Origin of the sequence: Roseisolibacter agri (assembly GCF_030159095.1) — a bacterium.
Lineage (GTDB): Bacteria > Gemmatimonadota > Gemmatimonadetes > Gemmatimonadales > Gemmatimonadaceae > Roseisolibacter > Roseisolibacter agri.
The window spans coordinates 91,787-105,225 of the sequence record NZ_BRXS01000004.1 but is presented as its reverse complement, the minus strand read 5'-3'; the positions used below and the strand labels follow the sequence as shown (position 1 = coordinate 105,225).

Sequence of the window (13,439 nt, the reverse complement as noted above, 5' to 3'; positions counted from 1 at the left end):
GCATCGGTTAGAAGCCGAGGTCGAACTGGATCGAGAACTGGCGCACCGCCGGGAACGGCGCCAGGTCGATGAACCGGTTCAGGTTCGTGTTCGCGAAGTTGTTGAACTCGGGGTCGTAGCCCCAGTAGTCGGTCGCCATGAGCAGGTTGCGGCCCTGCAGGCTGACGCGGAGCGAGTTGGCGCGCACACGGCGCGCGAACGACTGCGGCGCGTCGAACGCCACCTGCACCTCGCGGAGGCGCACGTTGCTGCCGTCCTCGAGGTACGCGCGGGCGTCGTTGCCGCCGTTCCACGCCGCGTAGTTGTACTCGCCCTTCGGCATGCCGGCGACCGGCGACGGATCGTCGTAGTCGCGCGACGTGCCGCCCTCGTCATAGAGCGTGTGCGTCATGTTCGCGACCATCCCGCCCTTCCGCCAATCGACCAGCGCGGACACCGTGAAGCGCCCGAACTGCACCGAGTTGTTGAAGTTCATCAGGAAGTCGGGGTTCGCGTCGCCGATGACGGTGTCGCGGACCACGTAGTCCGTCCCGCTCTTCGCGTTCGGGTTCTTGGCGAAGTACCCGTCCTCGAGCGGCAGGAGCGTCGTCGGGTTGAGCGGCGCGTTGCCCCAGATGTAGGTCGTGCGGTAGCCCGAGGCGAGCGAGTTGCGGCCCCACGAGACGCCGAACGACCCCGGCACCGTGAAGCGCGGGATGCTGGCCGGCAGGTCGTTCACTTCCTGACGGTTCGTCTGGAAGTTGATGCGCGACGTCCAGGTGGTGGTGCGCGTCTGGATCGGCAGCAGCTGCAGGCCGAGCTCGAGGCCCTTGTTGGTCAGCTCGCCGGTGTTCAGGACGAGGTTCGTGAAGCCGCTCGACGGCGCGGCCGGTGCCGTGAACAGCAGGTCGGTGATCGTGCGGTCGTAGACCGTGGCCTCGAGCACCGCGCGGCCACCGAAGCCCTGCAGGTCGGCGCCGAACTCGGTCTCGCGCAGGCGCTCCGGCTTGATGTCCGGGTTGTTCACCGTGGCCGGGCGCGTGAGGCTCGTCTGCCCGCCGATGGCCGTGCCCGAGCCGAGGACGAGGAAGCGGTCGGCGAAGCGCGGGCGGTTGCCGGTGAAGCCGAGGCTCGCGCGCACCTTGATGTTGTCGAGCTGCGTCACCATCGGCGTCTCGAGCAGGTACGATCCCGCGACGCGCGGGAACGCGTACCACTTGGAGCGCTCGCCGTAGGAGCTGGAGCGGTCGAAGCGCACGCCGCCGTTGATCGCCAGCTTCTCGCCGAAGGCGAGGATCTGCTCGGTCACCGTCGCGAACTGGTCGCGGAAGATGAAGCCGTCGGCCGCCACGTCCAGCTGCTGCGCGGCGCCCGTCACGAACGGGTTCGTGATGCCCGGCTGCACGCCGCGGGCGCGCACGCGGCCCACGTTGCCACCCTGCCGCTCGTAGCCGGTGCCCACCGCCGTCGTGAACGACGCGATGGCGCCCGGGGTGAACGTGTGCGTCAGGTTGGTGTTGAAGTTGTAGTTCAGCTGGCGGATGTCCGAGTACGCCAGCGTGCCGAGGAGGTTGTCGTTCGGCTCGAACTGCAGGAACGCGGGCGAGCGGATGTCGCCCTCCTGCTGGAAGCGGTCGAAGCCGCCCTGGACGTTCAGCGCGAGGCGGTTCTTGTCCGTCTCCACCGCGTTGTACGTGACGTTGGCCGAGCCAGTCGAGCGGTAGACCTGCTCGTTCACCTTCACGTACTCGAACGTCTGGAACGGGTTCGACGTCGACGCGCCGCCGCCATTGAACGGGTTCTCGGGGTAGTTGCCGTTCGCGTCCTTCTGGCCGTAGGGGATGACCCACGGCGAGTAGGCGAAGTTGTAGATCGGGCTGACCGCCGCGTTGTCGTTGTTCGACAGGCCGCGGTTCAGGTCGTTGCGCGTGACGTTGATGCCGAGGGACGCGCGGAAGCGCTGGCTGAACTGCTGGTCGACGTTGAAGCGGCCGGCCTGCAGGTCGCGGCCCGTGCGCGGCGCGAGGCCGGTCTCGTGGTCGTTCGTCAGCGACGAGAAGAACTGCGTCCGCTCGTTGCCGCCGGTCAGCGACAGGATGGTCGCGTACGACGGGCTCTTGTTGTCGTAGAACTCGCTCTCGATGTCGCGGTTCGCCGACGCCGGGATGGTGCCGCTGGGGAAGAGCGCCTTGAGCGCGTCCTCCGCGCTCTCGCCGTTGCCGTACGGCAGGTCGACGATCTGCTCGACGCTCGTGAACTGCCGCTGCCCGAGCTTGCGCAGCATGCCCTGCGTGCCGACGCGCTGCACGAGGTTGACCTTCGTCGCGCCGGCGATGCCGCGCTTGGTGCGGATCACGACCACGCCGTTGGAGGCGCGCGAGCCGTAGAGGGCGGTCGCGGCGGCCGACTTCAGGACCTCGACGCTCTCGATCTCGTTCGGGTTCAGGTCGGCGAGGCGGTTCACGACGGCGTCCTGCGACGTCGCGATGCCGGCCCCGGCGCCGGTCAGCGAGTTGGCGCCCGAGGAGTAGCCCTCGTTCGAGAAGATCACGCCGTCGACGACGATCAGCGGCTGGCCGTTGCCGAGCACCGACGTCACGCCGCGGATCTGGATCTGGCCGCCGCCACCCGGGGCGCCCGAGTTCATGTCGATCTTGGCGCCGAGGACCTTGCCCTGGAGCGCCTGCTCGATGGACTGCGAGGGCGCGCGCGTGACCTCCTGCGCGTTGACGACGCTCACCGCCGTCGTCGCGTTGCGCGTCGAGAGCGAGGTCGTGTTGCCCGTGATCGTGACCTGCTCCAGCTGGAGCACGTCGCGCGTGAGGGCCACGTTCACCTCGGCCTGGCCCGCCGCGAGGGCGACCTCGCGCTGCTGGTACCCGATGCGGCGGAAGCGGAGCGTGGCGCCCGCCTGCGGCACGACGACCGTGAACTGCCCCTGCTCGTTCGTCAGCGCACCGGCGGTCGTCCCGAGGACCTGGACGGTGACCGCGCTCAGCGGCTCGCCGGTCGAGGCGGTGACGCGCCCGGTGATCCGGCGCTGCGCCGCGGCGTCCTGCGCCACGACGGCGAGCGCGACGACCGCGGGGAGCGTCGCACGAAGTCGATTCACAATTCCTCCTACAGGGTGGTGATCAGCACCGTCCCGGGGCGGGACGGCTGCAAGCCGCGGTGGCCCGGGCAGGCGCCGCAGCGGCAGCGCGACGCCGGTGGGGGACGTCGCGACACGGATGGCCACCCACGGGCGGGGGGATCGTCCCGGGGAGGGACGCCGCGCGGGGGCGTGCGGCCGGATGCATCGACGGAACCCGGCACAACGCGTTCAGACCCTGCGTGCCAACCGCCGGTCACACGCTCATGACGAGTTCCGTCACAAATCCTGACATTGCGCACGCCCTGCGTCGGCAAACATGCGTCTTGTCCCGACCGATCGTCACAGGTCCCACGGCCCCGGTGGGACGAGTCGCACACGGGACGCGACGTGGCGGGCGCCCGCGCGCCCCGCCTAGATTCGTCGGCTGCGCGACCACGCTGGCCCTGCCGGCCGCGAGGGGCGCGCCCACCCACTCGATCCGCGACCATGGCTTCGTACGACGTCATCATCCTGGGCGGCGGCCCGGCCGGCTACGTGTGCGCCATCCGCTGCGCCCAGCTCGGCCTCTCCACGGCCATCATCGAGCGCGAGGCGCTCGGCGGCACGTGCGTGCTCTGGGGGTGCATCCCCGCCAAGGCGCTCCTGGAGAGCGCGGCCCTGGCCAACAAGATCCGCCACGCCAACGACTTCGGCATCACCGTCGGCGACGTGTCGTTCCACTACGGCACGGCCATGAAGCGCTCGCGCGCCGTCAGCACGCAGAACTCGAAGGGCGTCGAGTTCCTCATGAAGAAGAACAAGGTCACCTACCTCAAGGGGACCGCGAAGCTGGCCGGCCCGAAGAGCGTCACGCTCACCGGCGCCGACGGCAAGTCGGAGCGCCACGAGGCCAAGAAGGCCATCGTCGTCGCCACCGGCTCGCGCGTGCGCGGGCTGCCGCAGATCGGCCTCGCCCTCGACAAGAAGGTCGTGCTGTCGTCCGACGAGGTGCTCGTCCTCGAGCAGGCGCCCAAGACGATGGCCGTCATCGGCGCCGGCGCGGTGGGCTGCGAGTTCGCCGACGTCTTCAACGCCTTCGGCACCAAGGTCACGCTGATCGAGGTGCTGCCCCAGATCCTCCCGCTGGAGGACGCCGACTGCTCGGCCGAGGTGGCCAAGTCGTTCAAGAAGCGCGGCATGGACGTGCTGACCAGCGCCAAGATCAGCGACGTGAAGGTCGGTGCCGACGGCGCGACCATGAGCGTCGAGGTCAACGGCGCCAAGCAGCAGCTGGCGGTCGAGAAGGTGCTGGTGGCGGCGGGCCGCGCGCCCAACGTCGAGGAGGTCGGCCTCAAGGAGCTGAACGTCCAGCTCACCGAGCGCGGCTTCGTGAAGATCGACGACCGCTTCGAGACCAGCGTGAAGGGCGTCTACGCGATCGGCGACGTCGCGGGGAACCAGATGCTGGCCCACAAGGGCTCGCGCGAGGGCCACGTGCTGGCCGAGCTGCTGGCCGGTGCGCACACGCACCCGGTCAACTACAAGAACATCCCGAGCTGCACCTACTGCCACCCGGAGGTCGCGTCGATCGGCCTCACCGAGGCGCAGTGCAAGGAGCAGAAGCTGGACTACAAGATCGGGAAGTTCCCGTTCAGCGCGAACGGCCGCGCGCGCACGGCGGGCGAGACGGACGGCTTCGTGAAGATCATCCGCGACGCGAAGTACGGCGAGATCCTGGGCGCGCACATCGTCGGCGCCCACGCCACCGAGATGATCCACGAGCTGGCCGTCGCGCGCGAGAACGAGTTCACGGTGGAGGAGATCGACCTCGCGGTGCACGCGCACCCGACGCTCTCCGAGGCGGTGGCCGAGGCGGCGCTCGACTCGCTCGGCAAGATGATCCACGCGTGAGCCGCGCGTGAGCCGATCGGGCCGCGTCGGCGGCTTCGCGGTCCCGCTCGGGCTGTTCATGCTCGTCGGGATCGCGCTGTGGGGGTGGAACGCCTGGCGCCTCGTGCGCGGGCGGGCCACCCCCGCCGTCGTCGTGTCCTCGACGGTCGACCGGTCGAGCGGGCGCAGCGGCACGTCCTACCGGCCGGCGGTGGAGTACCGCTACGTCGTCGGCGACTCGGAGTACGTCGGCACCGCGGTGCTGCCCGGGCGAGGAGAGGGGCGCGGCCGCGGGTGGGCCGAGCGCATCGCCGCGCGCTACGTCCCGAACGACTCGACGACGGCGTGGGTCGATCCGCGCGATCCGTCGAACGCGTACCTCGTTCGGCAGCCCAGCGCCGGCGTGCTGCTGATGATCGCGGCGCCGCTGGCCGTCATCGGGCTGCTGCTCGTGGACGGGTCGGTCGGATCGCGGGACGATCCGATGCCGCCGCCCGATCCCGCGCCCGCGGGACCGGGCAGCTGGGTGGTCGCGCTGCGCGATCCGCCCGCGCGCGAGGCGAATGCGGTCGCGCGCGCCGCCGGCCGATGGCGGCCCGCCGCGCTGGCGGTCATCGGCGCGCACGTGGTGCTGGTGGCGTGGTGCGCGGCCGACGAGCCGGGGATGCGCGAGACGCTCGCCGCCGCGTGGCGCGCGACCTTCGGCGACGGCTTCTTCGTCTTCGACGTCGCGGTGCTGGCGGGCGCGTGGTGGTACGTCGCGCGGCGGCGGCGGGCCGCGGCGCGGACGGCAGCACGCGTGCGCGGCGCGCGGGTGCTGCTCGACCAGCCCGCGGTGCGCATCGGCAGCGCGGTGAGCGCGGCGCTGCAGCCGATGTTCGCGAGCGAGCGGGCCGCGCTGCGCGACGCCACGCTGACGCTGGAGCACGAGACGCGCGAGATGCCGTCGGGCAAGGTGCGGCATCGCGACGCGCACGCGCCGCTCGACGCCGGCGGCGGCGCGACCGAGGCGACGTCCGCGGCGACGTACGTGCTGCCCGCGCACGCGATCGCCTCGTCGACGCGCGCGGACGAGGCGCCGCGCACCGCGTGGGCGTTCGTCGCCCGGCTGCGCTTCACGGACGGGCACGAGGCGACGCTGCGCTTCCCCGTCCGCGTGCACGCCGCGTCAGCTACAGGTTAGGATCCCGCCGCGCGCGTCGATCTCGGCCTGTGGGAACGGGATCACGCGCGGGCCCAGCTGGCCGCCGCCGAGCTCCGAGCCCAGCTCGTTGAAGAAGCCGAACATCCGCATGTCCACGAAGCGCGCGCCGCTCTCGAACAGCAGCGAGTAGCGCTTCTGCCGCAGGATCTCCCGCAGCAGGTCGGTGCGCGTGGCGAGGCTCGCGGCGGTGCGCGCGGGCAGCCCGCCGGCGCGCGAGCGGACCGTGTTCACCAGCGCCAGCGCCTCCGCGTCGCGCTGCAGCCCCCACAGCACCTCGGCGCGGATCAGCAGCAGCTCCTCGTTCGTGAGGATCGGCAGCGGCGTGGTGGGGCCGGTGATGTTGGTGAAGAGGATGTCGGACGCGATCGTGCCGTCCGAGTTCTCCTTCCGCGCCGTCGCGTCGCGCCGGACCTTCGACAGCCGCAGGTCGCCCGCCTCGGCGTCCGCCAGCACCTTGGGGTTGGCGCGGTAGACCGACGGGTCGTAGTTGGCGTTCGCGAGGTCGCCCGACGCCGTGCTGTAGACGTGGTACACGCCGTCGCGCAGCGTGCCGGTCTCGCTCGCGAACGACTCGCCGAGCGCGGTCAGCGCCGACTGCAGCGCCGCGGTGCCCACGGAGCCGTTGCGTGCGTAGTCGATGAAGCCCAGGTAGGTCAGCGCCTTGGCAGCGAGCCCGCGGTTGAAGCGGCGGAACGTCGTCGGCGTGTTGAAGGTGCCGTTGCCCGTGAAGCCGCTGGAGAGCGTGAACGGGAACGCCGTGCCGCCCGCGGCCAGGTCCGCCGCGGCCGAGTCGAGCAGCGCCACCGCGTACGCGAGCACGGCCGGCTTGCAGCGCACGGGATCGAGCGTGCCGGAGCCACTCAGGATCGGCACGCCCAGCGTGTCGCGCGTCTCGATGAGGCGGATGTACTCGAGCGCCTGCAGCGTGCGCGCGTAGCCGCGCGCGGCGGCCTTCTCGGTCGCCGATAGCGACGTCGAGGCGTCGACGCCGCGCGTCAGCAGCTGCGCGCCGCGGATCGTCTGGTAGAGCGAGTTCCAGGTGAAGTCCACCAGGAAGGCGCCAGGGCTGAACTGCCCGAGCGGCTGCAGCAGGTAGCGTGGATCCGCGACGTCGATGCGGTACGCGTCGCGCCCCATCGTCTCGAGCACGAGGATCTGGAAGGCGTGGCGCTCGCGGTCGCCCGCCAGCAGCCCCGACGCCTGCCCCTGCAGCTGCGCGGCGTCGTTCACCACATCGCCGATGGTGGGGTTGTTGTAGTCGGGGACGAACGGGTCGGAGCACGCGATGCCGAGCGGTACGGACGCCGCGAGCGCGACGAGCGCGCGGCGGACGCGGGACATGGTGGGCATGTCAGAACCCCGCGCTGACGGTGAGGTAGAACGTCCGGCTGGGCGGGAACGGCGCGAGGTCGATGAAGCGGCTGATCTGCTGGCTCCCGAAGTTGCTGACCTCCGGATCGACGCCCGCGTACTTGGTCCACGTGACGAGGTTGCGGCCGCTCAGCTCCACGCGCGCCACGCGCACCGCGCCGCCGAACGCGCGGCGGGTCAGGCCGGCCGGCAGCTCCAGCGACGCCACCACCTCGCGCAGCTTGGCGAACGACGCGTCCTGCACGTACTGCGCGTTGCCCACCGCGTCGTTCTCGCGGGCGCGCCCTGCCCCGCCGTCCGGCCGGTCGGGTGCGAGGCCGCCACCGTCGTAGACGTTCTGCGTGATGTTCACGAGGTCCGCGCCCGGCTGCCAGTCCACCAGCGCCGAGAGGCGCAGCCGCCGCCACGTGACGTCGTTGCTGACGCCGAGCGTGAACGACGGCGCGGCGTCGCCCTTCTGCTCCACGCAGCCGCCGTTGCAGCCGCTGGCGACGATCTGCGTCACGCGCTTCCCCACCTCCAGCCGCCCGATGCCGTAGCCCGCCCCGAAGGCGACGCGCTGGCCCGTCGCGTCGCGCTCGATGTTGAACGCGGTCACGCCGGCCGGCAGCGCGGTCACGACGCCGACGTTGCGCGCGAACGTCGTCCGCGACACCCAGGTCACGGTGTTGCTCCGCAGCGGCGTGAGGTCGAGCGCCGCCTCGAAGCCGCGGTTCCGGATCGTGCCGCCGTTGCGGATGTCGACCTGGTATCCGAGCGACGGCGCGGTCACGAAGTGCAGGATCACGTCGTCGATGGTCTTCTGGTAGCCGGTGAGCGCGAGGAACGCGCGCCCGCCGCCGAGCGAGAGGTCGACGCCGCCCTCGATCTCCGTCTGCCGCTCGGGCTGGATCGCGGTGTTGCCGTTGATGGGCCCGGGCTGCAGCGCGTTCTGCCCCTGGTACGTGTTGGCGAGCGCCGGCGAGTACTTCTGGATGTAGAGCGGCTGGTTCCCCGACTGCCCCACCGCCACGCGCGGCTTGATCTCGTCGACGAAGGCGAGCGGCGCCGGGATGCGGTAGGCGAGCGACGCCTTGGGGAAGACGTAGAACTTGTCGATGTCCCCGTTGACCGTGCTCCGCTCCGCGCGCGCGCCGACGGTCGCCAGCAGCCGCTCCTTGAGCGCCAGCACCTCCTCCTGCGCGTAGAGCGCGAGCCCGCGCACCGCCGTGCGGTCGGCGAAGACCTCGGAGGCGGAGCCGCGATTCACGTTCTCCTGCCCCGCCACGACGTCGCGCGTCACGACGTTGGTGGAGCGGCGCTGCGTCACCTCGCGCTGCACGCCGACGGCGGTCGTGGCCGTGAAGCCGAGGTCCGCCGGCGTCCACCCGTGCACCGCGCTCAGGTTCACGTTGGCCGCCAGCGAGTTCGCGCTCAGCGCGGTGAGCGTCCCGGGCAGGCCGTCGTTGGCCTCGAAGTAGAGGGCGCGCGGCGAGACGACGTTCACCTGCTCGTTGTAGCGATCGAGCCCGCCGTCCGCCCGCAGCTCCAGCGTCTGCGTCGGGCGGCGCATCAGGCCGTACGACAGCCGCGCGTTCGGAATCAGGCGATACACTTCGTCCGGCGTCCGGATCAGGTCGCGGTTCTGGAACAGGTTCGTGACCGCGAACGGGTTGTGCGGATACACGCCGTCGCGCGGCCGCATGTCGAAGAAGCTCGGCGTCCCCGCGAAGACGAAGTACGGCGTGATGTTCGCGTTGTCGTTGTTGCTGATGCCCCGGCGCGTCAGCGTGCGCACCAGCGTCGCGCCCACCTGCAGCACCGCACGCGAGCCGAGCGTCTGCCCGAGGCTGAGGCGGACGTTCTGCTTCTCGTAGCCGGTGTTCTTCTGGATGCCGCCGTCGTGCAGCGCCAGCCCCGACGCGTAGTACGTCGTGCCGCCCTCGGTGCCGCCGCGCACGGCGAGGCTCGTCTCGAAGTTGAAGGGCGTCTCGCCGAACAGCTGCTCCTCGAAGTCGCAGAAGCCGTTGCACCGGGCGTAGTTCTCCTCGACCTCGGCGGCGCTGAGGCCGCGCGCCGTGCCGAAGGCGCGCGCCTCCTCCAGCGTGAAGCGCCGCGCGCCGAACTTGCCCGAGAGCTGCCGCGTGCCGAAGCGCTGCACCAGGTCGCCGCCGGCGCGCGCGCCGCTGCCGCGCTTGGTGCGGATGACGATGACGCCGTTCGACGCCTTCGAGCCGTAGATCGCCGACGCCGACGCGCCCTTGAGCACGTCGATGCTCTCGATGTCGTTCGGGTTGAGGTCCGCGATCCGGTTGACGCCGTTGTCCTGGTTCGACGCGTTGGAGCCGACCGCGGTGCGCGTCGCCACGGAGATGGCGTTCGTGCCGGTCTGCGTGACGTCGTTGCTGACGATGACGCCGTCCACCACGTACAGCGGGTCGGCCGAGCCGAAGACGGAGGTCACGCCGCGCAGCCGCACCTGGTTGCCGCCGCCGGGTGCGCCCGAGTTGGCGACCACCTGCGCGCCGGCGATGCGCCCCGCGAGCGCGTTCTCGAGGCTGGCCGCGGGCACGGCCGCCATCTGCTCCGCGCTCACCTGCGCGATGTCGTTGGCGGCGTTGCGACGCGACACCTGCGTCGCGGCGCCCGTGACGACGACGTTCTCCAGCCGCAGCACGTCGCGCGCGAGCGTGATGACGACGCTCGTGTCGGCGGCGCCGACCGGTGTGTCGACGCGGCCGTAGCCGATGCGGCGCACCAGGAGCGTCGCGGGCGCCGACGTCGGCAGGCGGAGGACGAACGCGCCGCGCTCGTCGGTGACGGTGCGGATGGCCGTTCCGCCGACGGTCACGGAGACGGCGGGCAGCGGCTCCCCGGTGGCGCGATCGGTCACGCGGCCCGTCACGCGGCGCTGGGCCTGCGCGATGGAGGACAGCGCGGCCACGGCGGCGATGGCGTACGCGAGCACTCTCGACACGAGACCCTCCCGGTTCACGGGGTTGGCGTCCGGCCGGCGGTGAAAGCGGTATGTGCCGGCACGCTAGGAATTTCCGGGCGGGCTGTCAAACGCCGATCGGTGCGCCGGCCATCCGCGTTCGGTTAATTTCCGCGCATGTCCTCGCCTCCCCGCCGTCTGTTCGTCGTCGCGCTCGGCACCATGCCGTACGCCGAGGGGCTCGCGCTGCAGCGCGCTGTGGCACGCGCGCGCATCACCGGCGCCATCGCCGAGGACGTGCTGCTCCTCGTCGAGCACCCGCCGGTGTTCACGCTCGGCCGCTCGACGAAGGCGAGCAGCCTGCCGCTGCCGGCCGAGGCGCTGCGCGCGCGCGGGATCGAGGTGCACGAGATCGAGCGCGGCGGCGACGTCACCTTCCACGGGCCGGGCCAGCTCGTCGGCTATCCGATCGTCGACCTCAAGCGGCACCGCAAGGACCTGCACTGGTACCTGCGGCAGGTCGAGGAGGCGCTGATCGAGGGGATCGCGCCGTTCGGCCTCGCGGGCACGCGGAGCGCGGGCTACACGGGCGTCTGGGTCGAGTCGCGCGACGCAGCCGGCGCCGTCGTGTCGCGCAAGCTCGCGTCGATCGGCGTGCACGCGCGCGACTGGGTCACGTGGCACGGCTTCGCGCTCAACGTGACGATGGAGCCGCTGCGCTTCTTCGACCTCATCGTGCCGTGCGGGATCGCGGGCGTCGACATGACGTCCGTGGCGCGCGAGCTGGGCGCGGGGCGCGAGGCGAGCGTCGAGCGCGTGGGACGCGAGGTCGCGCGCGGCTTCGGCCGCGTGTTCGACCTCGTGCCCGTGTTCCTCACGCCCGACGAGCTGCGCGCGCGACTCCCCGCCGACGCTGAGGTGCCGGCGGCGGTCTCCGCGTAGACGCGCGCCGTCAGCGCGCGCGCAGCATCACCGTCCGCGTCGTGCCGTCGCGCGGCGCGAACAGCTCCATGCGGTAGAGGCCCGGCGCGCGCGGCGTGAGCGCGAAGTCGTACGTCTCACCCACTGCCACGATCGCGAGCGCGCTGCGCGGCCGCGCGTAGGCGGCCGGCAGGTCCGCCCCGTCCTTCGCCAGTGGCCGCCAGACCACGAGCGACGTGTCCGCGGGTCCGGCGCCGACGACGCGCAGCCGCGCGGCGCCGTTCGGCTGGATGAACACCAGCCGGACGCGGTGCGCGACGCCCGAGGTCAGCTCCACCGTGTCGGCGGGCGAGCGGCCGTTCACCAGCATCGGCGCGGTGTCGCCCAGCTCCGGCGGCCCGCCGCGGCTGAACACCAGGATGCGGTCCGTGGCCGGGTCGAGCGACTGCCCGGGCTCCAGCACCAGCAGCGCGCCATAGAGCCCGGTCCCGATCTGCCGCGCCTCGTCCAGGTGCGCGTGGTACATGAAGGTCCCCGCGCGCGGCGGCGTGAACTCCGCCACGAACGAGTCGCGCGGCGCGATGGGCGGCATCAGGCGGCCGGGCGCGCCGCTCCATCCGGGCACGCCGTCGGGAAAGCTCTCGATCTCCAGCCCGTGCCAGTGGACCGCGGTCGCCTCGCGGGTGCGGTTGACGACGGTGATGCGCACCGGCTCGCCGCGCTCCAGCACCAGCATGGAGCCGGGCACCGCTACCGAGTCGTCCGCCGGCGCCACGTCGCCGCGCTGCAGCACGAACGCCAGCCCCGGCGCCGCGCCGTAGACCGCGGGCCGCTCGGTGACGAGCAGCCGCAGCCGACGCGGCTCCCGCTGCTGCACCGCGGTGACCTGGCCCCCAACCGTGGGCGCCGGGCGGACGTGCAGCCCCACCGCGAGCCCGAACATGCCGTGGTCGGCGTGCCCGCCCATCGCGTCCGCGCGGACGACCTCGCCCCCCGCCTCCGCACGCACGGCCGCGACCGATGCGCCGCCGAGCGGCGGGTGCAGGCGCGCGTTGCTCCCGACGTGCGCCGCCAGGTGGCAGTGGAAGAGCCAGTTCCCCGCCCGCTCCGGCACCCAGCGCACCGCCATCGTGCTGCGCGAGAGCAGGAACTCCGTCACCGCCATGCGCTGACGCGCGGGCGCGTACGTCGAGTCGCGCATCCCGTCGCCGCGGCTCTCGACGTGGAAGTAGAAGCCGTGCAGGTGCATCGGGTGCGCGCGCGGGCTGGCGTTCACGACGCGCCAGCGCACCGTGTCGCCCACGTCGTACGTCAGGCGCTCGGTGTGCGGCCACGACTTGCCGTTCATCACCGTCGCCAGCCCCCACGGCGCGTCGGCGGCGGCCGGGTCGAGGCGCGTGCGCGCCCAGACGCCCACCACCAGCACGCGGTCGGTCGTGCGCGCACCCTCGGCGTCCACGACGATCGCGCCCGAGAGCTGGCTGTCGGCGCCCTCGCGCGCGGCGAGCGAGGTGTCGCTGCCCGTGCGCGCCCAGTAGAGGAAGGTGCCCACCTCGCGCAGCGCGAACGCGACCTCGCGCGTGGCGCCGGGCGCGACGGCTATCGTGTCGCCCGTCGCGGCGGGACGCGCGTGCAGCCCACGCAGCACGAGCGTCGAGTCGAGCGTGTTGCGCACCGAGAGCCGCACCTCGGTGCCGACCGGCACGCGCACCAGCGGCCCGGGGATCTCGGTGGGCCGGCCGGCCTCGCCGAACGCATGTACGACGATGCCGATGCCGTCGTCCGCCTCCGGGTGCCAGGTCGCGCGCCGCGCCTCCAGCCGCAGCGTCAGCACGCCGTCGCGCAGCGTGCCCGCGGGGCGCAGGTTGCGGTTGATGGCCGCCTCGGCGACGGCCGGAGGCGTGGGCGTCGGATCGCGGGGGAGCGACGGCGCGTGGACGCGTGCCGTCGGGGCCAGCGCGAGCGCGGCGAGGACCAGCGTGAGCGGTCGCATGCCACCTCTCGGGTGCAGTCGGCCCCACAGTGGGACGATGCGAGGTGCGGTGCAAGCGTGCTCCACCCCACCGCGGCTCATCCCGGCCTCGGCT

7 protein-coding genes are annotated in these 13,439 nt (G+C 72.2%); 3 read left to right on the top strand and 4 right to left on the bottom strand.

Annotation, left to right across the window (positions count from 1 at the left end; genetic code table 11):
* Window positions 1–7 precede the first annotated feature (7 nt).
* The gene (locus tag rosag_RS12600) at window positions 8–3,091 is read right to left on the bottom strand and encodes a SusC/RagA family TonB-linked outer membrane protein (RefSeq protein ID WP_284350501.1); all 3,084 of its coding nucleotides are present in this window, start codon (window positions 3,089–3,091) and stop codon (window positions 8–10) included.
* Window positions 3,092–3,559: 468 nt separating this feature from the next.
* Between rosag_RS12600 and lpdA the strand changes: the two genes are divergently transcribed.
* Window positions 3,560–4,963: a dihydrolipoyl dehydrogenase gene (gene lpdA, locus rosag_RS12595; RefSeq protein ID WP_284350500.1), complete on the top strand. Its 1,404-nt coding sequence runs from the start codon at window positions 3,560–3,562 to the stop codon at window positions 4,961–4,963.
* 7 nt (window positions 4,964–4,970) lie between these two features.
* Window positions 4,971–6,125, top strand: a complete 1,155-nt coding sequence (locus tag rosag_RS12590; protein WP_284350499.1) for a DUF3592 domain-containing protein — start codon at window positions 4,971–4,973, stop codon at window positions 6,123–6,125.
* Here the strand turns inward: rosag_RS12590 and rosag_RS12585 are convergent.
* Window positions 6,111–7,496, bottom strand: a complete 1,386-nt coding sequence (locus tag rosag_RS12585) for a RagB/SusD family nutrient uptake outer membrane protein (RefSeq protein ID WP_284350498.1) — start codon at window positions 7,494–7,496, stop codon at window positions 6,111–6,113. The two genes, rosag_RS12590 and rosag_RS12585, sit on opposite strands and share 15 nt — an antisense overlap.
* Before the next feature lies 1 nt (window position 7,497).
* Complete coding sequence (locus rosag_RS12580) at window positions 7,498–10,473, bottom strand: SusC/RagA family TonB-linked outer membrane protein (RefSeq protein WP_284350497.1); 2,976 nt, start codon at window positions 10,471–10,473, stop codon at window positions 7,498–7,500.
* 135 nt (window positions 10,474–10,608) lie between these two features.
* On the opposite strand from rosag_RS12580, the gene lipB reads away from it, so the two are divergent.
* Window positions 10,609–11,373 (top strand): lipoyl(octanoyl) transferase LipB, encoded by a 765-nt coding sequence (gene lipB, locus rosag_RS12575; protein WP_284350496.1) that lies wholly within the window; start codon window positions 10,609–10,611, stop codon window positions 11,371–11,373.
* 10 nt (window positions 11,374–11,383) lie between these two features.
* Here the strand turns inward: lipB and rosag_RS12570 are convergent, their stop codons facing one another.
* Window positions 11,384–13,345 (bottom strand): multicopper oxidase domain-containing protein, encoded by a 1,962-nt coding sequence (locus tag rosag_RS12570; RefSeq protein WP_284350495.1) that lies wholly within the window; start codon window positions 13,343–13,345, stop codon window positions 11,384–11,386.
* Between the last annotated feature and the right edge of the window lie 94 nt (window positions 13,346–13,439).